The sequence below is a fragment of the Ensifer sp. ENS11 genome, assembly GCF_014851895.1.
In the GTDB taxonomy this organism is placed as follows: Bacteria; Pseudomonadota; Alphaproteobacteria; order Rhizobiales; family Rhizobiaceae; genus Ensifer; species Ensifer canadensis.
Window position 1 is genome coordinate 24273 of sequence record NZ_JACVAN010000011.1, and the last position, 25887, is coordinate 50159.

Sequence of the window (25887 nt, forward strand, 5' to 3'; positions counted from 1 at the left end):
TGCGGGGAGAGGGTTAGGGTGAGGGGCAACTGCGCTAACGCCGTCGAAGAGCGTCGAGCGAATGTTATCCGGCGATATCGACGATGCCGCAGTCGCCCTCGGCCGAGCCGAAAACGAGCTGGCGCCCGTCCTTGCTCCAGGCCATGGCGGTGACCGCACCCTTGCCGGGACGGCGCAACAGCACTTCCTTGCTGTCGGCGAAACGGGCGGCGAGGATCATGCCGTCCTGATAGCCGATGGCGACGATGTCTTCGGCCGGATGACAGGCGACGGAAGTCACCATGATGTCGGCGCGGGTGCCGAGTTCCAGCGGCGCCTTGCCCATCGGTCCGTCTTTGCCCTGGAAGGGCCAGACGATGGCGGCCGGCGCGCCCGAAGATGCGAGCCACTTGCCCTTCGCGGACCAGGAGAGCGACTTCACCTTGGCCGGGTAGCCGGTCATGCGCATGTGGCGTGCCTCGCCGCCGGGCTTTGCGTCGAGCTTCCAGCCGTGCAGGGCATTTTCCTGCATCGTGGTCACGAGGAAACGGCCGTCGGGCGAGAAGGTGACGCCGGTATGGGCGCCCTTCCAGTCGAGATCAATCGGCTGGCCCGCGGTCGCGACCCAGTGCATCGACACGCCGTTGTAGCGGGCGGCGGCAACACGCAAGCCCTTCGGCGCAAAGGCGACGCCCTCGACCGTGCGCTCCTCGGCAAATTCTTTCGTCGTGCCGTCGGCCAGCCGCACATGGGTGGTCTTGCCATAGGCATAGCCGACGGCGCCCTGCGGGCCGGCTGCGACTTGGGCGATCCACTTGCGCGGCGCTTCGGCAACCAGCGTCGCGGTGCCGTCGGCAGCCGTGCGCATCACCTTGCCGTCCTCGCCGCCGGTCAGAAGCGTTTCGTTCGCCTCGTCGAGAACCAGAGACAGCAGGCCCTCGTGGACTTCCGTCGTCTTGTGGCCGTGGTCGAGGCGGTGGATGGCGCCGGTGGCTTCGGCGAAGAAAGGTATGCCCTTGAGAAAGGCCACGCCAACGACGTGGCCTTCGAGATCGAGCGGAGCGACTGTCGGCATCAGATTGTCATGGTCCCCTGGTTCGGCATGCTGTTGGAGCATGATGCCGAAAAGGACCGACGCCATGCTCTCCTTAATTTGATCTTAGAGCCGCATCGCGGCTTCCGGAATCAGGCTGAAGCTTCGCAGGCCTTGAACGTGCGCTCCAGCTTTTCGCGGTCGAGGTCGCGGCCGATGAAGACCAGGCGGCTTTCGCGCTTTTCGCCTTCCTTCCAGGCACGCTGATGGTCGCCCTCGATGATCATGTGCACGCCCTGCACGACATAACGCTCGGCGTCGCCGGCAAAGGCGATGATGCCCTTCAGGCGCAGGATGTTCGGGCCGTCCGTCTGGGTGATCTTCTGGATCCAGGGGAAGAAGCGATCAGCGTTCATCTCGCCGCCGCGCAGCGAGATCGATTGCACCGTCACATCATGGATCGGCGAGGGGGCGTGGTCATGGTGGTGATGGTCGTGATCATGATGGTGGTGATGATCATGGTCATGATGATCGTGGTGATCGTGGCCGCAATCCGGGCCGCAGGTGTGATCGTGCTCGTGATCGTCCTGGTCGAGGAAATGCGGGTCGTTTTCCAGCGCTCTCTCAAGGTTGAACGCGCCCTGGTCGAGAACCTTGGTGAGGTCGATCTCGGAGCGCTGCGTTCTGTAGATGCGGGCCGACGGATTTATGACGCGAACCGTCGCCTCGATCCGCTCCAGCTCTTCCGGGCTGACGAGGTCGGTCTTGTTGAGGAGCACGACGTCGGCAAAGGCGATCTGGTCTTCGGCCTCGCGGCTGTCCTTCAGCCGGAGCGGCAGGTGCTTGGCGTCTACCAGCGCGACGACGGCATCAAGCTCGGTCTTGGCGCGCACATCGTCGTCCATGAAGAAGGTCTGGGCGACCGGAACCGGATCGGCAAGACCGGTGGTTTCCACGATGATCGCATCGAAGCGACCGGGCCGGCGCATCAGGCCTTCCACCACGCGGATCAGGTCGCCGCGCACGGTGCAGCAGACGCAGCCGTTGTTCATCTCGTAGATTTCCTCGTCGGATTCGACGATCAGGTCGTTGTCGATGCCGATCTCGCCGAATTCGTTGACGATGACGGCGTATTTGCGCCCGTGGTTCTCGCTGAGGATGCGGTTCAACAGCGTCGTCTTGCCGGCGCCGAGATATCCGGTGAGCACGGTGACGGGAATCGGCTTCTGCGGGGATGTTTCGGTCATGGGAACCTCTGGGATCTCGGGATGCGGGGAGCGGGCATCCATGTCGCGTTTCATATAGGAGATGCGGCGGCGATGCGCAAATGGCGAAGCCGATTTTGGCCACGCCTTTGCCGCCTCCGGGACGGGCGAACCGGGCAGCGATAACGCTCCTTTCATCAAAATCAGGGAGAGTTCGCGTCCTACCGAAGGGGTGCATGCGTGAAGACGATTTCCATCAACGGCCGGTTCCTGACTCAGCCGCTCACCGGCGTGCAGCGCTTTGCCCGCGAGATCACCCGCGCGCTCGATGCCCGCATTGCCGCGGGCGACGTGCCGCCGGCGCTGAAGGATGTGCGCTGGCGGTTGCTGGCTCCAGCGTCCGCGCCGGATGATCTGCCACTGTCGGCGATATCGATCGAGCGTTTCGGCTCAGGCCCGGGCCATCTCTGGGAGCAGGGGCCGCTCTATTGGCGGACGCGGCGCGATACGCTGGTCGGCCTCGGGGGCAGCGGACCGGTGCTGCATTCCGACCAAGTGGTGGTGATCCACGACGTCACGCTCTTCCGTCATCCGGCTTCCTTCGGGCGCGGCTACCGGCTGTTCCACGGCGCGCTCGGCTACATCCTGACGCGTCGCGCGAAGATCGGCACCGTTTCCTATTTTTCGCGCGGTGAACTGGCGGATGTCTTTCGCGTTCCAGCATCGGGTATTGACGTGATCTACAACGCCACAGATCACTTTTCCGACCTTCAGCCGGACCGGGAGATCGTTGCGAAGCTGGGGCTTGCCGAGACCCCCTTCTTCCTTCTCGTCGGCACACTGAAGCCCAACAAGAACGTCGAGTTTGCGGTGCGTGCCTTCGAAGCCCTGGGTGCTACCGGCAGCAAGCTCGTGGTCGTCGGCGGTACGGATCCCAGCGTTTTTCGCGACATCGCCCCGACGTCGCGGGGCAACCTGATCTTTCCCGGGCGGCTGACGGACGCCGAGATCGCCGGGCTGCAGCGCCACGCCACCGCCTTCCTGTTCCCGAGCCTCTATGAAGGGTTCGGTATCCCGCCGCTCGAGGCGATGACACAAGGGTGCCCGGTGCTGGCCGCTGACATACCCCCGGTCAGGGAAGCCTGCGGCGAGGCGGCTCTCTATTTCGATCCGGCGAAGGCGGAAACCCTCGTCGAGGTTATGCGGAAGATATCCGCCGATGATGCGCTTCGGCGACAGCTGGGGCGTTCGGGGCATGAAAATGCAATGCGGTTCTCATGGAACGCAAGCGCGGTCATTCTGCTCAACCTGCTGGTCGCAGGGCAGGGCTGACTAGCTTGCTTATTCGGAACTGAACGCGCGATTAGAGTTCGAGTGTGCGCAGCGGATCTATCCTGCCGCGTAGGAGATCTACGAGGGCGATAAGGTTTCCCTTAAGGCGGCCCCGTCTGTCGACAAGCCCCTGAGATTTCAGACTGCCGACGATGTTTGCGGCGATGTTGGAGCTCAAAAGCTTCAATGCCCAGCCCAGACCGACCGTGCCTTTGCGGAAAAGGTAGAGCGGGTTTGCCACCTGTGAGTAACCGAAGCGCAAACCCGAAGTACGTCCCCGTTTGTTGCCGAGATGGACGCCGCGCAGGGTGGCGCTGCGCACAATGCGGCCGTGGCGGGCGAGGCGGCGGCAGAAGTCGACATCCTCCTGCCAGCCGTAAAGCGGCAGGTTTTCGTCGAAGCGGGTGGCGTCGGCTTCAATGGCCGACACGCGAAAAACCATATTGCAGCCATAGGCGTTGTAAACGGGTTCGAGGGTGGCCTGTCTGCCCGTTGCCCGATCGCGCGCAAGGATTTCCAACCCTTCCTTGACCGGGATGCCCGGGCCATGAATGCCATCGGCCAGCACCAGGCCGGTCGCCACGGCAATGTCGGCCCTCTTCTCGAAGAGGGTTTCGACTTCAGCCAGAAAATCGCACTGGGGCAGGAAATCATCGTCGAAAAACACGATGATATCGGCGGTCCCCGTGTGGTCGAGGATGGCGTTGCGCTGCGCACAGGAGCCCTTGCTGCCCGTGACCAGGGTGATCTCCGATGCGAGCGTGCTGACAAAGTCGAGATCGACGTCCTGCGGCGACGAGGGGCAGACGAGGATCGCGTCCGCCTGGCGATCCTGCCGGCTCAGGTGCAGCAGTGTTTCGGACAGCACTTCGCGGCGACCCGCCGTGGCTATTCCGACAATGATCTTCATGGTGTTCTTCGCCTCTCGGTTTGCCCAGATCTAAACCGAAAGAGGTTCAGTTTTCCTTATCGCGCCCGGTTCACTATCGCGCCCGAGATCACGCGGCGGTTGACGCGCGCATGCCGAGCCGCAGGCGATTGAGCGCCAAGAGGCAGCAGACCCCACCAATGACAATCCCGGCGGCAGTAGCGACGGTGGCGGACCGGTAAGACAGCACGAAGGCGACAATGGTGACTCCAAGGCCGGCAGCGGCGAGGAGAACCGGCGACCAGGTGAAGTCGAAGGGCAAGGTCGCCATCAGGCGCAGGCCGATCAAGGATGCGAATATGGCGCCGAGCGCGCCGCCTGCCATCAGTGTGGCGGCGCTTGGCGCCAAAAGGAACGCGCTGGCAAGCGCGAAGAGATTGAGAAGCGCGCAGTCGATGGCCGCGAGCGCGAAGATCGCGGTCAGGCGCTGCTTCAAGTGCAGCGGTGTCGGCAGCATGATCTGGGTCAGAACGCGCGCGAGCGAAAGGATAATGACGAACGGGGCCGTCGCGAGGAAGCCGGCCTGCAGGTCAGGGCTGATGACCAGCCATGTCGCCGGCACCAGAACGGCGAAGATGCCTGCCGCCATCATCAGCGCGAAGCTGGTGAGCAGCGCGTAGTATTGTCCGAGCTCACGGCGAAGCGCCAGGGTATCGCCGCCCTTGTCGTGAGCAGCGACGATTTCGGGATACTGGATCGCCTGGAGGGCGGAGACGATCAGCACGAACGGGCGCTGCAGCAGATCGAGCGCCAGCAGCGCACCGGCAGCGCCGCCGGGGCCGAGGACCGAGGTGAATATCGCCTTCAGCGCAAGCGGTGCAAACATCGAGGCGCTGGCGGCACCCGCCGAAACGCTGCCATAGACGAGGTGCTTTCGCACGCGCGCCATGTCGAGCGAGGCGGAAGACCGCGGGCCTGATCTGCGCGAAAGTAGGGTTGCGAGCAGAGCGTAGAGAGCATAACCGCCAAGCAGGCCGGTGACCGTCGACAGGAAGGTTGGCGATACGAGCGCGCCGATCAACGTTCCCGCCGCCAGGATGGTGGCGCGAGATCCCTGGAGTACCGAGAAGGCGCGAAAATCCTGGCGGAAGCGCAGCATGGTCAGGTGCAGGTCGCTGCCGCCTTGCGCAACGGCAACGAGGCCGCCGACCAGCGCCACCAGCGGCGAGACGCCGAAGGCGAGCGACGCGGCCGCAGCGACAAGGCAGAAAAGCGCGCAGGCCGCTGCCTCCGCAACGATCGTTCGCCGCTCCGCCGCTTCGATTTCCGCCGTCTGGCCGGGATAGAAGCGCATGCAGGAGAAACGCACCCATTCGAAAGCGGCGATCGCGCCGAATTGGCTGAGCGAGATGAACAGCGAATAGGCGGCATAGTCGACTGGGGCCAGCCAGTGGGCGACGACGATCAGCAGGCCGAAGGCGATCAGGGCCTGGTAGAAATAGGCGCCGAGCGCGATGATCTTCGCCATGGGGTTCCGGCCTAGCGCCGCCTGTCGTCGTTTGCTGCTGTCCATGCTGATAGCGCAAAAGCACAAACAAAGTGTTTTGTCGGCGCGCCCTGCCGGTCCTTCAGGCGAATTCGGTCATGTCGAAGTCGGCGACATCGGTCAAAAGCTCGATCACGCCCGTAACCGCGTGGGCCAGCAACTGTTCGCCGCGCGCCGCGGTTGCCACCGAGGCATTGCCGGCAACACCGTCACGGTTGAGGTCGGACATCTTCCAGCCGAAGGCATGCGGGCCATAGGCGCGCAAATGCCGGAAGCGTCCGGCGTAGTCGCTCTGGCGCGAGGGGAAGGCGCGGGCTTTCGCCATCTCGACCTTTTCGGGATGGAGCGCCAGCATCACCGACGTCTCGATCTCGCCGCCGTGAATGTCGATCGCCTTGTCTTCGGGCGCGATCCAGCCATCTGGCTGGCCGAAACGGGTCCAGCTGGTCGCCACCGCCAGCATGCCGAAACGCACTCGCGCCTCAGTCGCAACGATCGTCATCAGCGGCGAATTGCCGCCATGGGCGTTCAGCATCACGAATTTGCTGAGGCCGAGACCGTGCAGGTTTTCGGCGATCCCAAGCCAGCGACGCACGGCTTCGTCGTAGCCGAGCGACCGGCTGCCGGCCACATCCATATGCTCGATCGAATAGCCGACGGGTTCGGTCGGCAGGAAAGTAACGGGCAAGTTCGCGGGCAGGGCGGCGATGCAGCGTTCGACAATACCCTCGGCAATCAGCGTGTCCGTATCGAAGGGCAGATGCGGTCCATGCTGCTCATGGGCGCCGAGCGGCAGCACGGCGATCCAGTCGCGGCGGGCCTGTTGCGGAAGATCGGTCGGATTGTCCTGCCATCGGGCTTGGGGCATCGACATCTCTCTTCGATCCTTCACGTCAATTGTCGTAAAAATGTTATTTGAGTCATACAGTTCGTAATCGCAAGCTGTATTGCTATAAATGTCTGAGGCGGGATTCGGCAGGAGGTCCAATGGGCAAGAAGAACAAGGCCGAAAAGAAGGGCAAGAACGGCAAGAAGAAGGACGATCTTCTCGCCGAACCGCACGATCTTGCCTCGATCCTTGTCCAGGCGGCGCGTTCGATGCGCACGGTGATGTCGCGCAATCTGCTCGAAAGCGGTCTCTATGCCGGCCAGGACGGTGTGATGCTGGCGCTTGCCGAAATGGACGGGCTGACGGCGGGCGGGCTTGCCGCCAAGCTCGGCGTCAAGGCGCCGACGATGACGCGCACGATCGGTCGCATGGAAGCGCAAGGTTTCCTCGAGCGGCGCCCTGATGATGACGATGCGCGGCTGACCAAGGTCTATCTCACCGAACCGGGGCGCAACCGGCTGCAGACGATCGCCGAGGCCGGCCAGCATTCGGAAAACCTTGCGACGCGCGGACTGACCGACAAGCAGGTGCGCACGCTGATGAAGCTTTTGCGGGCTGTCGACAGCAACCTGCAGGCGGCACGCGCAGCCGACTGAGCCTTGTTTCGCGGCATATTGCGGCGGCGATTTAAACAGTTTAAATAGGATTTAAATTTGAGGGTAGGCAACTAGGCTTAAACAGGGGGCATCGTGGCGCAAAAAGTCAAGCTTTCGACGATCGCGGAAACACTCGGTCTTTCGACGGCAACAGTATCCCTGGCATTGCGTGACAGCCCATTGGTGGCGACCCTCACACGCGATAAGATCAAGGAGCAGGCCCGCGCACTCGGTTATATCTATAACCGCCGCGCTGCCAGCCTCAGAACCTCCCGGTCCGGCATCATCGGCGTCGTCGTGCACGACATCATGAACCCGTTCTACGGGGAAATCCTGAAGGCGATCGAAGCGGAGCTCGACCGCGACAAGCAGACCTTCATCCTCTCCAACCATTACGATTCGGTCGACAAGCAGCGCGATTTTATCGAAACGCTGCTGCAGCTCGGCGGCGACGGCGTCATCATGTCGCCGGCGATCGGCACGCCGCCGGAAGATATCCAGCTTGCCGAGGACAACGGCATGCCGGCGATCCTGATCGCCCGTTCGATTGAGGGGCTCGACGTGCCGATCTTCCGCGGCGACGACGCCTATGGCATCTCGCTGGCGACCAACCATCTGATCGGCCTTGGCCATCGCTGCATCGCCATGGTCGGCGGCACCGACCAGACCTCGACCGGTCGCGACCGCTATCAGGGTTATGTCAACGCGCTGCGCAAGGCCAACATCGAGGTCGATCCGGAATTGCGCATTCCCGGCCCGCGCTCCAAGCAGGGCGGCTTCGAGGCGGCTGTGCATCTGCTGTCGCTGCCGCAGAAGCCGACCGCAGTCGTCTGCTGGAACGATCTGGTGGCGATCGGCATGATGAACGGCATCGCGCGTGCGGGCCTTGTTCCAGGCGTCGATATCTCCGTCACCGGCTATGACGACCTCGAGGAGGCCTCGATCGCGACACCGGCGCTGACCACCGTCTGGAACGGCCAGGCCGATGTCGGCCGCAGTGCGGCACGCGCACTTCTCGACAAGCTTTCCGGCAGCCACGAACCCGACGGCATCCACCTGATCAAGCCGGAAATGCGCATCCGCCAGTCGACAGGCCCGTTGCGCGTCACCGCCTGAAGAAATCCCTAATGCATGTCGCGCAAAAGTGTGCAGCGGTTTTGCGAAGGCGACATGCACAAAAGCAAGAACCTAAAGTGCGGCAAGCGAATCCTGGAGATCGCGACGCGCTTTAATACCAGGAGTGCCCATGTCCGCGAGCCTTCCCCGCATCCTCGTGCCCGGAAAAATCAACGAACAGGTGCTGCTGCGGTTGCCCGAGATGTTCGAGATCGTGCGGCTGGACCGTGCGGACCCTGACCTTGTGACGGCAGACATGGCCGATATCAGGGGTATCGCCGTCTCTGGCCGCGTTCCCGCCGGTCTGATGGATGCGCTGCCCGGTCTTGAGATCGTTGCCAATTTCGGTGTCGGTTATGACGGGGTCGACGTGAAACATGCCGCCTCCAAGGGCATCGTCGTCACCAACACGCCTGACGTTCTGAGCGAAGAGGTCGCCGATACCGCCATCGGCCTGCTCATCAACACGCTGCGCCTGCTGCCGCAGGCGGAACAGTGGCTGCGCCAGGGGCGTTGGGTGCGGGATGGCGCCTTTGCGCTTTCGCCCTTGTCATTGCGGGGTCGCACGGTCGGGCTTTACGGCCTCGGACGCATCGGGCTTGCCATTGCCAAGCGGCTCGAAGCCTTCGGCGTCTCGGTCGCCTACCATACGCGCAGCCCACGCGATGGGCTTGCCTATGCCTATCACCCGACGCTCGAACGGCTTGCCGCCGCCGTCGATACGCTTGTTGTCATTGTTCCGGGAACGGAGGCGACACGAAAGACGGTCAACGCCGCGGTGCTTTCGGCACTGGGAAGCAATGGCGTCCTGATCAATGTCGGGCGCGGCTCGACGGTTGACGAGGCAGTGCTGGTCTCAGCACTTCAGGCCGGTGTGATTGCGGGGGCGGGGCTCGACGTTTTCGACAACGAACCGCATGTGCCCGATGCGCTGCTGGGGTTGCCGAATGTTTCGCTGTTGCCGCATGTGGCGTCGGCTTCGGTTGTTACCCGCAACGCCATGGCGGATCTGGTGGTCGATAACCTCATGGCCTGGTTTTCGACCGGCAAGGCACTGACGCCAGTGCCGGAAACGCCGTTCACGCGCCGAGCCGGTTAAAGCGTTGCCGGTTCAGACGGAGGTGCAGAAACGCTCCATCTCTTTGTTTTTGCGCATTTGCTGATGGAAAACCGCTTCGCACTTTTCCTGGAAATGCCCTAGGCGGCCATGCGCCGCGCCGCGTAGGCGCGCACGGCATCGCCGAAAGCCCTGAACAGGCTCGCCGACGGTGCGTCCGTCCGCACCCAGTATTCCGGATGCCATTGCACGCCGACGGCGAACGCCTTGGCGCCAATCACCGAGACCGCCTCGATGGTGCCATCGTCGGCAACGGCTTCGACGGCGAGGCGCGGCGCCGTTGCGCCGATGGCCTGGCGATGCAGGGAATTGACGCGAACGCGACCGGCACCCAGCACCGGCGCAAGACAGCTGCCTTCCTTGACGATCACGTCCTGGCGGATGCCGTAGGCGACATCCAGCTCGGAAACGTCGGGCTTGCGGTGATCCCAGACACCCGGCTGCTCCTGGATTTCGCTTGCGAGCGTGCCACCGAGGGCAACGTTGAGCTCCTGGATGCCGCGGCAGATGGCAAACAGCGGAACGCCGCGCTCGAGCGCGCGCCGGATCAACGGCAGGCTGGTGGCATCGCGGCCAGGATCGAAGGGGCCGTCGGTGTCCTTGGCCTCGCGGCCGTAGAGCGAGGGATGAACGTTGGATCGGGCGCCGCTTGCCAGCACGCCGTCGACGCGATCGAGGATCTCGTCGATATCGTTGCCGGTCTCAAGCGCCGGAATGAGGAAGGGCATGACGCCGGCGCCTTCGACGGCGGCACGGACATACTGGTTGGCAACGACATGCCAAACATTGCCGTCGAATTCGCGGAAATCGCAGGGGATGGCAACGACAGGTTTCGACATCATCAGGCTCCGTATCTCGCTTTGCAAAGCCTTGCCGCCAGATGTGGCTGAAAGTCAACTGCGAAGCGCGCAGATGTGATGGTGATACCGGCCGCAACTAGGCTCGTATGTGCATGGCAGGAATTGATGCGTTTTCTTCAGCTTTGGGTAACCACATCCTGAGTGAATCGGTGGATATGATGTTTGCCAAGCAGAATTGCCTTAAATACAATGTCAGAAAGCAAAACGTGATTTTGTCTATGCATGGTTGTAGAAGGCATCCGCCGGCCGTTGGTTTCGCAATACTAGGTTGAGTTTGGGAAAAACTCCCATGGGGCACCGTTTGAATGTTGCAATACAAGGCTTGGAGGCGGTGTTTTCACGAAATCTTTCGTTAAATCATCGCCTCTAAAAATCCGGAAAACCGGAGCTATGGGTTCATGACGCGCAATGAACGGGGCGCTCTCCCGACGGATGTCTATCTGTCGTCCGTGAGCTCGCTCTACGAACATCGCAGGACTCTGCTGATCGGCATGCTTTCGCATGTCGTGACTTTCGTGCTCGTCTATTTCAAGACCACCGACCCGCTCTATCTCTTCTGCACGGCCGCCATCGTTGTGCTCTGGGGGCTGCGCAACCTCGACATGGCGCGCTTTGATCGCCAGGATTTCTCCAACGCCGACCGAGCGATGGTCCGGAAATGGGAGAATCGCTACATTCTCGGCGGCGTCAGCGTGACGCTCACCTGTGGTATTGCCTGCGGCTACGCGATCGCCGTCAGCCGGGATTCCTTCTCGGAACTGGCCTGCATCTCCGTCACGCTCGCGTCGATGATCTCGCTGGTCGGGCGAAACTACGGCTCCGAACGGGCGGTGCTGCTTCTGTCCTCGTCCGCCTGCCTGCCGATCGTGATCGGGCTGATCACGCTTCAGGATGGTTTCATGCTCATCCTGGCGGTTCTGATCCTGCCATTCATCTTTTCGACCTGGATGATGGCCAACAATGTGCGCGCGTTTCTCTACGAGAACGTGCTGGCCGCCCGAGAAATCGCAACGATCGCCGGCCAGTTCGACGCAGCACTCAACAACATGACGCACGGGCTGCTGATGCTCGACCGCGACAACCGGATCGTCGTTGCCAACGAGCGCGCCTGCGCGCTGCTGATGCTGGGCGACAAGGCCGACCTGAGGGATCGGCTGCTGGATGACGTCGTGCGCCGCGGCGTCCGGCGCATGTCGCTCAGTGTCGAAGAGACGCGCGCGATCTCGCGGCAGCTCGACCTTCTGATCAAGGGCAAGAAGACTCAGGTTCTGGTGCCGGTCACCGACAACCTCTTTCTCGAGTTTTCCGCTGGGCGACACGAGAACGGTGAGGTCGTGCTGATATTCGAGGACGTGACCGCACGCGTCCAGGCCGACAGACAGATCCTTCAGATGGTGCGCTTCGACACGCTGACCGGCTTGCCGAGCCGCGATTACTTCGCCGAACTTGCCCACAGCGCTGTGGCGCTCGAAGGCAAGGAGGACGTCGAGGTCGGGCTGATGGTGCTCGACGTTGCCGAGTTCAAGCATGTCAACGACATGCGCGGCCACATCGTCGGCGACAGGCTATTGCAGGCGATTGCCGGGCGGCTGAAGACACTGGTCGGCAATACGGCGATCGCCGCGCGCCTGATGGGCGACGAATTCGTCGTCTTCTTCCCCAACAGGATGCATCGGCCGGATCTCGAAGAGCAGATGCGCGCGGTTCACGCCGGGTTGCGCGGTGCCTATATGGCGAATGGCTTTACCTTCAACGTGACCATGAGCGCCGGCGTCGTTCTCGTGCCGAGCAGCGCCTTCCGGCTGGAAGAACTCCAGATCAAGGCCGATCTTGCGCTGTCGGAAACCAAGGCACGCAACAAGGGCGGCTGCACCGTATTCGAAGAAGAGATGGATGCCCGCTATCTCGACCGCCAGAAACTGAAGAGCGATCTGCGCGATGCGATCAATGCTGGTGCCCTGACGCTTTCCTACCAGCCGATGTTCACGCCGAACGGCGCGCGTCTCGAATGCTGCGAGGCTTTGGCGCGCTGGACGCATCCCGAGCGCGGCCCGGTACCGCCGAATGTCTTCATCCAGCTTGCCGAGGAACTGGGGCTCGTCACCGAGATCACCCGCTTCGTGCTGGAGCAGGCGTGCAAGGATTGCATGGGCTGGCCCGGCGAGGTTTCCGTTTCGGTCAATCTGTCGGTGCTCGACCTGCGCAGCAACGACATCGTCACGGTGGTGGCGGATACGCTGCGGGCCACCGGGCTCGATGCTTCGCGGCTGCATCTCGAAGTCACAGAGAGCTGCCTGATGGATGAGCCGGCCAAGGTGCAGGCCATTCTCGGCGAGCTGCGTGACAGCGGCATAACGATCGCCATCGACGATTTCGGCACAGGCTATTCCAGCCTCAGCTACCTGGATGCGCTGCCGGTCAACATCATCAAGATCGATCGCTCTTTCGTGCGCAACATCCGCGAGGACTCGCGCCGCTTCAAGCTGCTGCGCGGCACAGCCAACCTCGGTCGTGCTCTCGGCCTGAAGATCGTCGTCGAGGGTGTGGAGACGGCGGATCAATTGCAGCTGATCAACGACTACCACTGCGCCGATCTGATACAGGGTTTTGTGTTCGCGGCCCCGATGCCGGCGTCCGCCATCGCGGCCTTCTGCAAGAATGGTGTCCAGAAACCGGTCACCACGCCGTCAAGCAAGCGTATCGCCTGACAACTCGCCACGTCGCCCGTCATTTCCTCCGCGATCCGCGTCCTCCATCCTCTTCCTTGCTCCGCCGCTTGTCCAAGATGGTGAGGTGGCGGGCTTAACCAATCGTTAACCATAAAACTTTACGAAATATTAAGGTTAACAATAGGTTAATCGTAATGTGTGCCATTTTGTTGTTGCTGCTGTGCCGACCGTCAATAGGTTAACGATCTGTTAACCATGAGGGTCAGGAAATGGGTGAAGGTCTTCACCGGGCGGAGCCTGGGAGTTTTTCTGAGAAGCTGATGCTTCTTCTCGATCGCGTCGAATACCGGCGGGTCGAGACGGGCGAGGACATGGAGGATATCGCCCGGCTCCGCTACAAGGCCTACAAGGCCGTCAATCTGATGGAACTCACCGGCTCGACCTTGATCGACGATCTCGATTTCGACAGTCACGCCTATGTCTTCGGTATCTATCTCGACGAGAACCTGGTCAGCACGGTGCGTGTTCATCACGTGACGCCTGAGCACAGGGCGAGCACGTCTGGGCTGATCTTCGGGCCCGAGATCGACGTCTTTCTCGACGCGGGCATGGTGCTGGTCGACCCCGGCCGGTTGGCTGTCGACCCCGATGTCACCGGCGACGAGATGCGCGCGCTTCCCTACCTGACGCTGCGCCCGGTGGCGATGGCATGCGAATACTTCACCGCCGACCGGTGCCTGACCGCCTGCCGGCCGCGGCATGCGGCGTTCTACAAGCGCATTTTTGCGTCGGAGACCGTTGTCGCCAAGCGCGAGAACCTCGGCGTCTACAATGCCGACGGTGCGCTGCTGGTTGCGCAGGTGAGGGGGCAGCGGCCCTCGATCCTCGATCGCTATCCGATCTTCGATTCGGAGCCGTTCGAGCGTCGCCTGATGTTCGCGGGCCGACAGGAAGTGCCGTTCGCGCCTTTGACGATTCTGCCGACGGCGCGGATCGCACAGAACGGTTCCGGCCGTTCCTATCGCACATCCGTATTCCGCTAGAGACGCACGCGGCATATCGCCCCAGGTGACCGGGCGCAGCGGCGGGTTTTCGTTGCGCCCGGGCCTGGCATTGTGTATGGGCAGCTAAAGGGCTTCCGTGCGGTTTTCCGCCAAAGCCGTTTCGTGGATCAAGGTTGAAGGGCGGCGAGGGCCAAGGGTCGGGCCGCAGCATTCTGGGAGAATTGGACGATGGCTGAGCATCATTCTGGACCGGTCGAAATGGGCGCTCCGATGGATTATGCGGAACACGAGAAGACCTACAATTTCTTCCTCAGTGCAACGAAATACCTCACGCTGTTCTGCGTGGCTCTGCTGATCGCCATGGCTGCCGCCTTCTTCACCACGATGGGCTTCTTCAGCTCGCTGGTGCTGTTCATCCTTATCAACGTCGCTGGTTTCTTCTTCCTTCGTTAATCGGCACTACTGACACGACTTGCCAGGGACAGGCCGGGTGGAGGCTTGCCCTTGGCTGCCGGACTCAAGGTCCGGATTGAAGCCGCATGACATCGACCGGGAGCGTCGATGGTCTTGCTTCGGCTGATGAAAGTTCGCAGCGCCTTGAAGCGTTCGTTGGAGAACGCGCGGCGCTTATCCTCACTGCGTGAGGGGGAGAGTGGAGGACAGGCTGAGCCTGTCTCCAGGGGAATGTGTGCTTTGCACATGGGAGGGCGCCTGCTCGCATGAGCGGCCGCTTTGCAGTCGGACAGGATGCCCGCATTCCAGCCTTGGCTCGATTGCGGCCAGGGAGGGGACTTGTGAGCGAAATTGTCTTTATTGCCAAGGAAACGGATCCGAACGAGGGTCGCGTTGCGGCATCGCCGGATAGCGTGAAGAAACTGAAAGGGCTGGGCTTCGACGTCGTCGTCGAGACCGGCGCCGGGTTTCTGTCGCGTATTCCGGATACAGAATATGAGAAGGCTGGTGCCAGGATCGGTGCTGTTGCCGATGCGAAGACGGCGGATGTCGTCCTTCGGGTTCGCCGGCCGAACAGCGCCGAAATCGCCGGCTATAAGTCCGGCGCCATCGTCATCGCCATCATGGATCCCTACGGCAACGAGGATGCGGTCGCCGAAATGGCCAAGGCCGGCCTTAGCGCCTTTGCGATGGAGCTGATGCCGCGCATCACCCGCGCGCAGTCGATGGACGTGCTGTCGAGCCAGGCAAACCTTGCCGGCTACCAGGCGGTGATCGATGCGGCCTGCGAATATGACCGGGCGCTGCCGATGATGATGACGGCGGCCGGCACGGTTCCCGCGGCGAAGGTCTTCGTCATGGGTGCCGGCGTTGCCGGCTTGCAGGCAATCGCGACGGCCCGCCGTCTCGGCGCCATGGTTTCGGCGACCGACGTGCGTCCCGCCGCCAAGGAGCAGGTGGCCTCGCTCGGCGCCAAGTTCATCGCCGTCGAGGACGAGGAATTCAAGGCGGCCGAAACCGCCGGCGGCTACGCCAAGGAAATGTCCAAAGAGTATCAGGCGAAACAGGCGGCACTCGTCGCCGAGCACATCGCCAAGCAGGACATCGTCATCACCACGGCGCTGATCCCGGGCCGGCCGGCGCCGCGCCTCGTCACGCGCGAAATGTTGAAGGCGATGAAGCCTGGTTCCATTGCGGTCGACCTCGCTGTCGAGCGCGGCGGCAACGTCGAAGGCGCCGAGGCCGGCAGGGTCGCCGATGTCGAGGGCGTCAAGGTCATTGGCCACCTCAACGTGCCCGGTCGGATCGCCGCATCGGCTTCCGGTCTCTACGCCAAGAACCTCGTGACCTTCCTCGAGACCATGGTCTCCAAGGAAACGAAGGCGCTGGCGCTCAACATGGAGGACGAGCTCGTCAAGGCGACGGCGCTCACCCATGGCGGCGCCATCGTCAATGCGAATTTCGAGCCGAAGAAGAAGGGGGATCTTTGATGGCGAACGAAGCATTGGAAAAAGCGCTCGATGCGCTCGACAAGGCGGTTGCCGCTGTCCAGCAGGCAGCGCTGAACCTTCCCGATGCCGCGGAAGCTGCCGGCGCGCTCGCGCACGGCGCCACCGGCGGCGCAATTGATCCGTTCGTCTTCCGACTGGCGATCTTCGTCCTGTCGATTTTCGTCGGCTACTATGTCGTCTGGTCGGTGACGCCGGCCCTGCACACGCCGTTGATGGCGGTCACCAACGCGATCTCTTCGGTCATCGTCGTTGGTGCACTGCTCGCCGTCGGCATCTCGGCCTCCGGGCTTGCGACCGGTTTCGGTTTCATCGCGCTCGTGCTCGCCTCGGTCAACATCTTTGGCGGCTTCCTGGTCACCCAGCGCATGCTCGCCATGTACAAGAAAAAAGACAAGTGAGGCCGGCCGATGAACGCTAACTTCGCAGCCTTCCTCTATCTCGTCTCGGGCGTGCTCTTCATCACGGCGCTCCGCGGCCTGTCGCACCCGGCCACCAGCCGCAAGGGCAACACCTACGGCATGGTCGGCATGGGCATTGCCATCGTCACCACGCTGCTGCTGGCCAAGCCCACCTTCGGCGGCTTCCTCTTGATCGTGCTCGGCCTTGCCATCGGCGGCGGTGCCGGCGCGGTCATCGCCCGCCGCATCGCCATGACGTCGATGCCGCAGCTTGTCGCCGCCTTCCATTCGCTCGTCGGTCTGGCGGCGGTGATGGTCGCGGCCGCGGCGATGTATGCGCCCGAGAGCTTCGGCATCGGCACGCTCGGTGACATCCACGCCCAGGCGCTGGTCGAAATGTCGCTCGGTGTCGCCATCGGCGCGGTCACCTTTACCGGTTCGGTCATCGCCTTCCTCAAGCTCGACGGACGCATGTCCGGCAAGCCGATCCTGTTGACCGGCCGTCACTTCGTCAACGCTGGCCTGGCGATCGCGCTCGTCGTCCTGGTGATCATGCTGGTCTTCACCCAGAGCACGACCGTGTTCTGGCTGATCGTCGCCCTGTCGCTGGCGCTCGGCGTGCTGATCATCATCCCGATCGGCGGCGCCGACATGCCGGTGGTCGTCTCGATGCTCAACTCCTATTCGGGTTGGGCCGCGGCCGGCATCGGCTTCACGCTCGGCAACCTGGCGCTGATCATCACCGGCGCGCTCGTCGGCTCGTCGGGTGCGATCCTGTCCTATATCATGTGCAAGGGAATGAACCGCTCGTTCATCTCGGTCATCCTCGGCGGCTTCGGCGGCGAGGCGGCGGCAGCCGCTGTTGACGATGGCGTCCAGCGCACCGTCAAGCAGGGCGCGGCCGACGACGCGGCATTCCTGATGGCCAATGCCTCCAAGGTGATCATCGTCCCGGGCTACGGCATGGCCGTCGCCCAGGCGCAGCATGCGCTGCGTGAACTCGGTGATCAGCTGAAGGCGGCGGGCGTCGACGTGAAATACGCCATCCATCCGGTTGCCGGCCGCATGCCCGGTCATATGAACGTGCTGCTCGCGGAAGCAAACGTGCCCTATGACGAGGTGTTCGAGCTCGAAGACATCAACTCGGAATTCGCCCAGGCGGATGTCGCCTATGTCATCGGCGCCAACGACGTGACCAACCCGGCAGCCCGCGACGACCCGTCGTCGCCGATCTACGGCATGCCGATCCTCGACGTCGACAAGGCCAAGACCTGCCTGTTCGTCAAGCGCTCGCTCGGCTCCGGTTACGCCGGCATCGACAACACGCTGTTCTACAAGGACGGCACCATGATGCTGCTCGGCGACGCCAAGAAGGTGACGGAAGACATCGTCAAGGCCATGAACCACTGAGGTTCCTTGCCATTCGGGTGAGCGACACAAAGGCGTCTATCCGTTGGGTCAAATGTTGGAAAAGAAAACGCCCGCCACATGGCGGGCGTTTTCGTTTGATGCGTCGAACTGCCGGCGAAGGTCGTCTTGCCGACTTTTCGTCATCTCGCCTTATCAGCTAGCCGGGGCGAGCGTCAGTTCGTCGACGCCGATCGCGATGTTCAGTCCTTCCTGGACCTGCACGTTAACTGGCTGCAGCATGAAGGCCTTGTTGGTACCGCCGCCGATCACCTTGGCGCCGCCGCCAACGGCAAGGCTCGCGTCGGCGCCGATGCCGTAATATTCACCGGCAAGCGCGTATTTGGTGATCGGAGTACCTGTCTTGGCCAGGACATCCCAGACCATCGTGCTCTTGCCGGTCTTGCCGATGTCGATGCCGATCTTGCGAATGGTGCCGGCATAGCTTGCGGCCGGCGCGCCGTTGGCGGGCCTGAAGGTGCACAGCAGGTTCTTTGTCGAGGTCAGAATCTGCCCCGTGCCGCCGTCGGAGCCGCAGACAAGGCGGCCGAGCGCGACATAATTCTGCGCTGCGGACGGGCCGGCGCAAAGGGCTGCCAGGGCCAGTGTCGCGATGAAGGTTTTCTTGATCATTGGCTCAGTCTCCGTTTTTCGTTCCTGGGCAAACGGATGGTGGCCGGGAAGGTTCCGTTCGTCATTGGAGGAGCAAATGGCTAATTCCTTAAATCGACATCGATTTATGGACAAAATTACGCAGCAGGTTCAGGGCGTTACGGCGTCCTTTACGCGTCATGCCGGACGCGCGGCGCAACGACGTGACGAAAAAACGAAAACGGCCGCGAACCGGTCGCGGGCGTTGAAACGGGAGAAGTGCTTTTCTCTCCTAAGAGGCTAAGCGGCTTTCACGCGGGCGAGACCTGCGCGCGCCGGCTCGTATTTCGGGTCGAGCTGCAGTGCGTGCGAGTAGGACTTCGCTGCCTTGGCCTTGTCGCCCTTGCGCTCGTAGACCAGCGCCTGGTTTGCCCAGGATTCGGCAACCTTGCCGTCGAGCGTGATCGCGGTGTTGAAGTCGGAGAAGGCATTGTCGTCATCGCCCTGGGCGACGTAGGAGATGCCGCGGCCGTTATAGGGCTCCGGCGAGCTCGGCGACAGCGAGATCGCCGTCGAGAAGTCTTCGATCGCCTGGCCGTGCTGGTTGCGGGCCTGGTAGATCAGGCCGCGATTGTGGTAGGCGCGCGGGTCGGTGGTGTCGAGCTGGATCGCCTTGTTGAAATCGTTGAAGGCGGAATCGAGCTGGCCGGCCTGGCGATAGAGATTGCCGCGGCCGATATAGGCGACGTCGTAGTTGGGGTTCAGCTGCAGCGCCATGTTGTAGTCGGCAAGTGCGGCCTGGGTGTTGCCCATGTTGCGGTGAACGAGCGCGCGGTTGGCATATGCCTGGTAGAAGCGCGGGTTGAGCTGGATCGCCTGATCGAAATCGGCCAGGGCGCGTCGGTATTCGCCTGCACGGCCATAGGCGGAGCCGCGGACGTTATAGCCCTCGGGGTCGCTCGGGTTGGAGGCGATCACGCTCGACAGCGATGCGATATTTCCCTGGGAGCCCTGTTCGCGCTCGACCTTGGCCATCGATTCCGGCCCTTCGGTCTGGCATGCCGACAGAAGCAGAGCCGATCCGAGGAGGAACAGGGCCGCAAGCTTCGGCTTGCGCTGGTGGCGGCGGCGCGCCTCTTGGGTGGTGAAACCGGCGACGTCCGCAGTCATGGCAGCAAGTGTCAAAGGTCGATCCCTCAATGCGACTAGGTCCGAAAGCCAACGGCTTCCCGTTCAAGGAGGCCGGCGAATTTCGCGGGGCCCCACAGCCGAGGCTACCAGGGCCTGCGGCAAACCGTCCGGCGTCAAGCGCCGCGACCGGCTACCGTTGCCGGCTGCATTGTCACGCTAGCCCGACGACGGAAAAGATGTCCATACCAAAAGAAAGGCGGCGGCGATATTTCGCCCCCGCCACGACTTAGATCGAAAAGTGTCGAAAAATCGACAAATTAACGGGCCACGAGGCCTTCGCGCTGTGCACGCTTGCGCGCCAGCTTGCGAACGCGGCGAACGGCTTCAGCCTTTTCGCGGGCGCGCTTCTGGGACGGCTTTTCGTAGAAATCACGCATCTTCATTTCGCGGAAAATGCCTTCGCGCTGCATCTTCTTCTTGAGAGCGCGGAGCGCCTGGTCAACATTGTTATCGCGGACAAGTACCTGCACGTGAAATCCCGTTCCTTTGGTTGTTTCGAGTTGTTGCCTCACGTCAGGTGTCGGAGGCAAAAAAAGCTACGTTCGCTGAGCCGAAAGCTCGACGATTGAAGGTGCGGATACCAGATCGTCAGCGGAAAGTCCAGCGAGGACATGAGGCTGTGCTGAAAAATCCGCAATGACGCCACGCTATGTGTATCATCGCGCCGCAGATGGTGTGATGCAGCGATGTCGCAACTCCGCGCAAGTCCGCCCGTTTGCGTCGCAAAAGAAACGTTGCGCAGGCGTCGGATTTGCGATTTCTAACGCCAACGAGAATGATCACCGGGGTTCATGGAGTAACAGGCGGATGCGCAAATATTCAGTTTTTGCCGTGGCGCGCGAGGCTTTGCGCGGCCACAAGGGATGGGGTCCGCAATGGGCCTCGCCCGAGCCCCGCAAGGACTATGATGTGATCATCATTGGCGGTGGTGGCCATGGGCTGGGCGCTGCCTACTATCTTGCCAAGGAGCATGGCATCACCAATGTCGCGGTGCTCGAAAAGGGTTGGATCGGCGGCGGCAACACCGGCCGCAACACGACGATCATCCGGTCCAACTATCTCTATGAAGAGAGCATGGACATCTACGAGCATTCGCTGAAGCTCTGGGAAAACCTGTCGCAGGACCTCAACTACAACGTCATGTATTCGCCGCGCGGCGTCATGATGCTCTCGCACAACATCCACGACCAGCAGTCGTTCAAGCGCCATATCAACGCCAACCGCCTCTATGGCATCGACAATGAGTGGCTGACGCCGGAACAGGCCAAGGCCTACTGCCCGCCGCTCGATATCGCCAAGAACGCCCGCTACCCGATCAACGGCGCAGCGCTGCAGCGTCGCGGCGGTACGGCTCGGCATGACGCGGTTGCCTGGGGCTATGCCCGCGGCGCGTCCGACCGTGGCGTGCACATCATCCAGAATTGCGAAGTGACCGGCATCCGCCGTGACGAGAACGGCCGGGTGACCGGCGTCGACACCAGTCGCGGTTTCATCGGCGCCAAGAAGATCGGCGTTTCTGCCGCCGGCCACTCGTCGGTGCTGATGGAAATGGCCGACGTGCGCGTGCCGCTGCAGAGCCAGCCGCTGCAGGCGCTGGTCTCCGAGCCGCTGAAGCCGATGTTCCCCTGCGTCGTCATGTCGAACTCGGTGCATGCCTATATCTCGCAGTCCGACAAGGGCGAGCTCGTCATCGGCGCCGGCACCGACCAGTACAATTCCTACTCCCAGACGGGCGGCCTGCAGATCATCACCCATACGCTGGATGCGATCTGTGAACTCTTCCCGATGTTCCGCCGCGTCAAGATGATGCGGCAGTGGGGCGGCATCGTCGACGTGACACAGGACCGTTCGCCGATCCAGGGTGTCACCCCGGTTCCGGGCCTGTTCCTCAATGCCGGCTGGGGTACGGGTGGCTTCAAGGCGACGCCGGGTTCGGCCAACCTCTTTGCGCACCTCATTGCGAGGGGCGAGCCGCATCGGCTGGCTGCCGGGCTGACGCTCGACCGTTTCCGCACCGGCCGACTGATCGACGAGGCGGCAGCTGCCGCCGTTGCGCACTGATTGCCAAGGATTTCGAGATGCTTTTGATCTATTGCCCCTATTGCGAAGAAGAGCGCTCCGAGCTCGAATTCCGCAATGCCGGTGACGCCCACATCGTCCGCCCTGCCAACATTGCCGAGATCAGCGACGAGGAGTTCGAGGAATTCTTCTTCCTCCGGCAGAACCCCAAGGGCCTGATCTTCGAACGCTGGCGCCATATCCACGGCTGCGGCCGCTTCTTCAATGCCGCGCGCGATACGGTCAGCGACCGGTTCTACACCACCTACAAGGCGGGCGAACCAAAGCCCGATGTTGCCGCCATTCTGAACAGCGAGCAGGACAAGGGAGCGGCACGATGAGCGGCACCAACCGTATTGCAGGTGCCGGCCGTCTGACGCCGGCGCGTACCGCCCGCTTCACCTTCGACGGACGCACGCTGACGGCGCTCGAAGGCGATACCGTCGCCTCGGCATTGCTTGCCAACGGCATCCATCTCGTCGGCCGCTCGTTCAAGTATCACCGTCCGCGCGGCATTCTTTCCGCCGGAGCCGAGGAGCCGAACGCGCTGCTCGATATTTCGCGCGATGCGGCCCGCCGCCAGCCGAACGTGCGCGCGACGGTGCAGGAAGTCTTCGATGGCATGAAGGTGGAATCGCAGAACCGCTGGCCGTCGCTCGCCTTCGACGTCGGCGGGTTCAACGACCTGCTGTCGCCGTTCTTTGCCGCCGGCTTCTACTATAAGACCTTCATGTGGCCGAAGGCTGCCTGGCACGCGATCTACGAACCCTTCATCCGCCGTGCGGCCGGTCTCGGCGTCGCGCCGACGGAAGCCGACCCGGACCATTATGCCAGTCGCTATGCCCATTGCGACGTGCTGGTGATCGGCGCCGGTGCTGCCGGCCTCTCCGCAGCGCTTGCAGCAGCCAAGGCCGGTGCCAAGGTGATCGTCTGCGACGAGCAGCCGGAAGTCGGTGGCGCGCTGCGCTATGAAGGCGGCACGACGATCGACGGCAAGGACGGCTGGGACTGGGCGCAGGCGACAGCCAGGGCGCTTGCCGCGATGGACAACGTCACGGTGCTCACGCGCACCACCGGCTTTGGCTACTACAACCACAATTTCGTCGGCCTCGTCGAAAGGGTGACGGACCATCTGTCCGTGCTCGACAAGGCATTGCCGCGCGAGCGCCTCTGGCAGGTGCGGGCGAAGAAGGTGATCCTCGCCAACGGCTCGATCGAACGCCACATGGTGTTTGCCAACAACGACCGCCCGGGCATCATGCTCGCTTCGGCCGGACGTACCTATCTCAACCATTACGGCGTTGCCGTCGGCTCCAAGGTCGGCGTCTACACCGCGCATGATTCCGCCTATGAGGCGGCCTTCGATCTCAAGCGCGCCGGCGTTGCCGTTCCTGCCATCGTCGACTGCCGCGACAATCCCGGCGAAGCGGTGCTTGCGGAAGCCCGTCGCCTCGGTATCGAGGTGCTGACCGGCCACTTCGTCGTCAATGCCGGCGGCAAGCTGCGCGTCTCCTCGATCAGCGTTGCCCGCAATGGCGGCGGGTCGGCGCGCAAGATCGCGGTCGATGCGCTGCTGGTTTCATCCGGCTGGACGCCGTCGGTGCACCTGTTCTCGCAGTCACGCGGCAAGGTGAAGTTCGATGCGGCAACGCAGCGCTTCCTGCCGGGCACCTATCTGCAGGATTGCCTGTCGATCGGCGCCTGCAACGGCACCGACGACCTGCAGGCAACGATCGACGAGGCGTTGGCAGCCGGCGAACTGACCGCACGCGCGGCAGGCGCCGAAGGTGGCGCCCAGGTGACGCTCCACGGCGACAATGCCTTCAGCTGGACCGGCGGCATGATCGGCGCTGCCGAAGGGGCCGGACCCGACACCACCGTCAAGGCCTTCATCGACTTCCAGCATGATGTCTGCGCCAAGGATATCCGGCTTGCGGTGCGCGAAGGCATGCATTCGATCGAGCATATCAAGCGCTTCACCACCAACGGCATGGCGTCAGACCAGGGCAAGCTGTCCAACATGCATGGCCTTGCCATTGCCGCCGAAGCGCTTGGCAAGGACATTCCGCAGGTGGGTCTGACGACCTTCCGCCAGCCCTACACGCCGGTAACCTTCGGCACGATCGTCAACCATTCGCGTGGAAGCCTGTTCGATCCTGCCCGCAAGACGCCTGTTCATGCCTGGGAAGAGGCGCATGGCGCCGAGTTCGAGGATGTCGGCAACTGGAAACGTGCCTGGTTCTACCCGAAGGCGGGCGAGAGCATGCATGAGGCGGTCGCGCGCGAATGCAAGACAGTACGCGAGGTCGCCGGCCTGTTCGACGCCTCGACGCTCGGCAAGATCGAGGTGGTCGGCCCGGATGCGGCCCAGTTCCTCAACCTGATGTACACCAACGCCTGGGACACGCTGAAGCCCGGCCGCTGCCGCTACGGCATCATGCTGCGCGACGACGGCTTCGTTTATGACGACGGCGTGGTCGGCAGGCTTGCCGAGGACCGCTTCCACGTGACGACCACCACCGGCGGTGCGCCGCGGGTGATGCACCATATGGAAGACTACCTGCAGACGGAGTTCCCGCACTTGAAGGTCTGGCTGACGTCGACGACGGAACAATGGGCCGTTATCGCCGTGCAGGGTCCGAAGGCGCGCGAGATCATCGCTCCGCTCGTCGAAGGCATCGATCTTTCCAACGAGGCTTTCCCGCATATGAGCGTGACCGAGGGCAAGATCTGCGGCGTGCCGACCCGGCTGTTCCGCATGTCGTTTACCGGCGAGCTCGGCTTCGAAGTCAACGTGCCGGCCGATTATGGCCAGGCGGTCTGGGAAGCGATCTGGGAGCGGGCCGAACCCATGGGCGCCTGCGCCTACGGCACCGAGACCATGCACGTGCTGCGCGCCGAGAAAGGCTACATCATCGTCGGCCAGGATACCGACGGGACGCTGACGCCCGACGATGCTGCCCTGTCCTGGGCAGTCTCGAAGAAGAAGGCCGATTTTGTCGGCATCCGCGGTCTCAAGCGCCCTGACCTCGTCAAGGATGGTCGTAAGCAGCTGGTCGGGCTCCTGACCAAGGATCCGAAGGTGGTGCTGGAGGAGGGCGCACAGATCGTCGCCGATCCGAACCAGCCGAAGCCGATGACGATGCTTGGCCATGTGACGTCGTCCTACTGGTCGGAAAATTGCGGCCGTTCGATCGCGCTCGCCGTCGTTGCTGGTGGCCGCGCACGCCTCGGTCAGACGCTGTACGTGCCGATGGCCGACAGGACGATCGCCGTCGAGGTGAGCGACATGGTGTTCTTTGACAAGGAAGGGGGTCGCCTCCATGGCTGATCTGGCAACTGCAACCCGCAAGGCTGCTCTTACTGCCCGCGGCGGTTTCGCCGAGGTGGTCCTGACGCCGGCACCCGCCGCTTCGCGCCTGTCGCTGCGCGCCGGTGCCGATGCGCTCTCCGGTCTTTCGGCGGCACTCGGCGTGACCTTGCCGGCACGGCCGAAGACCTCGGCTTTGAGCGGCAAACGCCATGCGCTCTGGCTCGGGCCGGACGAGTGGCTGGTGATCGACGAGAGCGAAGGTGACCTGATGGCCGCGGCCGCATCGAGCGGCACGCTGCACTCGGCGGTCGATGTCTCCCATCGCAACGTCGCCGTCATCGTCAGCGGTCCGGGCGCCGAAGTCGCGATCAACAGCGGCTGCCCGCAGGACCTGTCGCTGCCGATCTTCCCGGTAGGCGCCTGCTCGCGCACCATCCTCGGAAAGGTCGAGATCGTATTGCTGCGCCTCGCCGAGGACACGTTCCGCGTCGAATGCTGGCGGTCGTTTTCCCCCTATGTCTTCGGCATGCTGTCCGAAGGAGCGGCGGACGCTGGCCACTAAAGCTTTTCCAGGAAAACTGCGAAGCGCTCTTTCGTCAGGAAATGCGTACAACAAAGAAATATAGCGTTTTCAGGCGTTAAGCTGGAAACGCTCTCGGGCCGGCAAATTGCTGCGCGATCTTCGGGATGCGCAACGCCCTGTGGCCGGGTCCGCAATCCGACCTTGCCGCCGGCCTTCTCCGGCGGCTAA

23 protein-coding genes are annotated in these 25887 nt (G+C 62.8%); 14 read left to right on the plus strand and 9 right to left on the minus strand.

Features of this window, described 5'->3' with window-relative positions; translation table 11 throughout:
• Nucleotides 1–64: 64 nt before the first annotated feature.
• Complete coding sequence (locus tag IB264_RS20510) at nucleotides 65–1054, minus strand: WD40 repeat domain-containing protein (RefSeq protein ID WP_025424876.1); 990 nt, start codon at nucleotides 1052–1054, stop codon at nucleotides 65–67.
• Between the two features lie 110 nt (nucleotides 1055–1164).
• Entirely contained in the window at nucleotides 1165–2259 is a 1095-nt protein-coding gene (locus IB264_RS20515) for a GTP-binding protein (RefSeq protein ID WP_025424875.1), read from the minus strand.
• A 198-nt stretch (nucleotides 2260–2457) separates the two neighbouring features.
• On the opposite strand from IB264_RS20515, the gene IB264_RS20520 reads away from it, so the two are divergent.
• A complete protein-coding gene (locus tag IB264_RS20520; RefSeq protein ID WP_025424874.1) occupies nucleotides 2458–3549 on the plus strand; it encodes a glycosyltransferase family 1 protein in 1092 nt (363 codons plus the stop codon).
• A gap of 31 nt (nucleotides 3550–3580) precedes the next feature.
• On the opposite strand, the gene IB264_RS20525 is transcribed toward IB264_RS20520, so the two are convergent.
• The 3 genes from IB264_RS20525 to IB264_RS20535 all read right to left on the minus strand — a co-directional run bounded on the left by IB264_RS20525 (nucleotide 3581) and on the right by IB264_RS20535 (nucleotide 6837).
• Nucleotides 3581–4459, minus strand: a complete 879-nt coding sequence (locus tag IB264_RS20525; protein ID WP_025424873.1) for a glycosyltransferase family 2 protein — start codon at nucleotides 4457–4459, stop codon at nucleotides 3581–3583.
• A gap of 88 nt (nucleotides 4460–4547) precedes the next feature.
• Nucleotides 4548–5945, minus strand: coding sequence for a hypothetical protein (locus IB264_RS20530; RefSeq protein WP_025424872.1), 1398 nt, complete (start codon nucleotides 5943–5945; stop codon nucleotides 4548–4550).
• A 100-nt stretch (nucleotides 5946–6045) separates the two neighbouring features.
• Nucleotides 6046–6837, minus strand: coding sequence for a creatininase family protein (locus tag IB264_RS20535; protein WP_025424871.1), 792 nt, complete (start codon nucleotides 6835–6837; stop codon nucleotides 6046–6048).
• A gap of 113 nt (nucleotides 6838–6950) precedes the next feature.
• Between IB264_RS20535 and IB264_RS20540 the strand changes: the two genes are divergently transcribed.
• The 3 genes from IB264_RS20540 to IB264_RS20550 all read left to right on the plus strand — a co-directional run bounded on the left by IB264_RS20540 (nucleotide 6951) and on the right by IB264_RS20550 (nucleotide 9663).
• Nucleotides 6951–7448 (plus strand): MarR family winged helix-turn-helix transcriptional regulator, encoded by a 498-nt coding sequence (locus tag IB264_RS20540; RefSeq protein ID WP_025424870.1) that lies wholly within the window; start codon nucleotides 6951–6953, stop codon nucleotides 7446–7448.
• Between the two features lie 93 nt (nucleotides 7449–7541).
• Entirely contained in the window at nucleotides 7542–8564 is a 1023-nt protein-coding gene (locus IB264_RS20545; protein WP_025424869.1) for a LacI family DNA-binding transcriptional regulator, read from the plus strand.
• A gap of 130 nt (nucleotides 8565–8694) precedes the next feature.
• The gene (locus tag IB264_RS20550; RefSeq protein WP_025424868.1) at nucleotides 8695–9663 is read left to right on the plus strand and encodes a 2-hydroxyacid dehydrogenase; all 969 of its coding nucleotides are present in this window, start codon (nucleotides 8695–8697) and stop codon (nucleotides 9661–9663) included.
• A 98-nt stretch (nucleotides 9664–9761) separates the two neighbouring features.
• On the opposite strand, the gene IB264_RS20555 is transcribed toward IB264_RS20550, so the two are convergent.
• Nucleotides 9762–10520, minus strand: coding sequence for a gamma-glutamyl-gamma-aminobutyrate hydrolase family protein (locus tag IB264_RS20555; RefSeq protein ID WP_025424867.1), 759 nt, complete (start codon nucleotides 10518–10520; stop codon nucleotides 9762–9764).
• A gap of 419 nt (nucleotides 10521–10939) precedes the next feature.
• Between IB264_RS20555 and IB264_RS20560 the strand changes: the two genes are divergently transcribed.
• From IB264_RS20560 to IB264_RS20585, 6 genes are all read left to right on the plus strand, one after another.
• A complete protein-coding gene (locus IB264_RS20560; protein ID WP_025424865.1) occupies nucleotides 10940–13249 on the plus strand; it encodes a bifunctional diguanylate cyclase/phosphodiesterase in 2310 nt (769 codons plus the stop codon).
• 281 nt (nucleotides 13250–13530) lie between these two features.
• Nucleotides 13531–14253: a hypothetical protein gene (locus IB264_RS20565; RefSeq protein WP_234907904.1), complete on the plus strand. Its 723-nt coding sequence runs from the start codon at nucleotides 13531–13533 to the stop codon at nucleotides 14251–14253.
• A 189-nt stretch (nucleotides 14254–14442) separates the two neighbouring features.
• Nucleotides 14443–14667: an aa3-type cytochrome c oxidase subunit IV gene (locus IB264_RS20570; RefSeq protein ID WP_025424863.1), complete on the plus strand. Its 225-nt coding sequence runs from the start codon at nucleotides 14443–14445 to the stop codon at nucleotides 14665–14667.
• A gap of 341 nt (nucleotides 14668–15008) precedes the next feature.
• Nucleotides 15009–16157, plus strand: a complete 1149-nt coding sequence (locus IB264_RS20575) for a Re/Si-specific NAD(P)(+) transhydrogenase subunit alpha (RefSeq protein WP_025424862.1) — start codon at nucleotides 15009–15011, stop codon at nucleotides 16155–16157.
• On the plus strand, nucleotides 16157–16576 hold the full coding sequence (locus tag IB264_RS20580; protein ID WP_025424861.1) for a proton-translocating transhydrogenase family protein: 420 nt from the start codon (nucleotides 16157–16159) through the stop codon (nucleotides 16574–16576). Before IB264_RS20575 ends, IB264_RS20580 begins: the two co-directional genes overlap by 1 nt.
• A 9-nt stretch (nucleotides 16577–16585) precedes the next feature.
• Nucleotides 16586–17986, plus strand: a complete 1401-nt coding sequence (locus IB264_RS20585) for an NAD(P)(+) transhydrogenase (Re/Si-specific) subunit beta (protein WP_025424860.1) — start codon at nucleotides 16586–16588, stop codon at nucleotides 17984–17986.
• A gap of 153 nt (nucleotides 17987–18139) precedes the next feature.
• On the opposite strand, the gene IB264_RS20590 is transcribed toward IB264_RS20585, so the two are convergent.
• The 3 genes from IB264_RS20590 to rpsU form a co-directional block, all read right to left on the minus strand.
• On the minus strand, nucleotides 18140–18616 hold the full coding sequence (locus tag IB264_RS20590; protein ID WP_025424859.1) for a DUF992 domain-containing protein: 477 nt from the start codon (nucleotides 18614–18616) through the stop codon (nucleotides 18140–18142).
• Between the two features lie 258 nt (nucleotides 18617–18874).
• The gene (locus IB264_RS20595; protein WP_038575705.1) at nucleotides 18875–19759 is read right to left on the minus strand and encodes a tetratricopeptide repeat protein; all 885 of its coding nucleotides are present in this window, start codon (nucleotides 19757–19759) and stop codon (nucleotides 18875–18877) included.
• A 263-nt stretch (nucleotides 19760–20022) separates the two neighbouring features.
• A complete protein-coding gene (gene rpsU / locus IB264_RS34710; protein WP_025424858.1) occupies nucleotides 20023–20235 on the minus strand; it encodes a 30S ribosomal protein S21 in 213 nt (70 codons plus the stop codon).
• Between the two features lie 337 nt (nucleotides 20236–20572).
• Here rpsU and IB264_RS20605 point away from each other — a divergent pair, with 337 nt between their 5' ends.
• From IB264_RS20605 to soxG, 4 genes are read left to right on the plus strand one after another with little or no spacing between them, the layout of a single operon-like run.
• A complete protein-coding gene (locus tag IB264_RS20605) occupies nucleotides 20573–21826 on the plus strand; it encodes a sarcosine oxidase subunit beta family protein (protein ID WP_025424857.1) in 1254 nt (417 codons plus the stop codon).
• Between the two features lie 17 nt (nucleotides 21827–21843).
• Complete coding sequence (locus tag IB264_RS20610; RefSeq protein ID WP_025424856.1) at nucleotides 21844–22164, plus strand: sarcosine oxidase subunit delta; 321 nt, start codon at nucleotides 21844–21846, stop codon at nucleotides 22162–22164.
• On the plus strand, nucleotides 22161–25154 hold the full coding sequence (locus IB264_RS20615) for a sarcosine oxidase subunit alpha (protein WP_025424855.1): 2994 nt from the start codon (nucleotides 22161–22163) through the stop codon (nucleotides 25152–25154). Before IB264_RS20610 ends, IB264_RS20615 begins: the two co-directional genes overlap by 4 nt.
• Nucleotides 25147–25698, plus strand: coding sequence for a sarcosine oxidase subunit gamma family protein (soxG, locus tag IB264_RS20620; protein WP_025424854.1), 552 nt, complete (start codon nucleotides 25147–25149; stop codon nucleotides 25696–25698). Before IB264_RS20615 ends, soxG begins: the two co-directional genes overlap by 8 nt.
• Nucleotides 25699–25887: the final 189 nt, after the last annotated feature.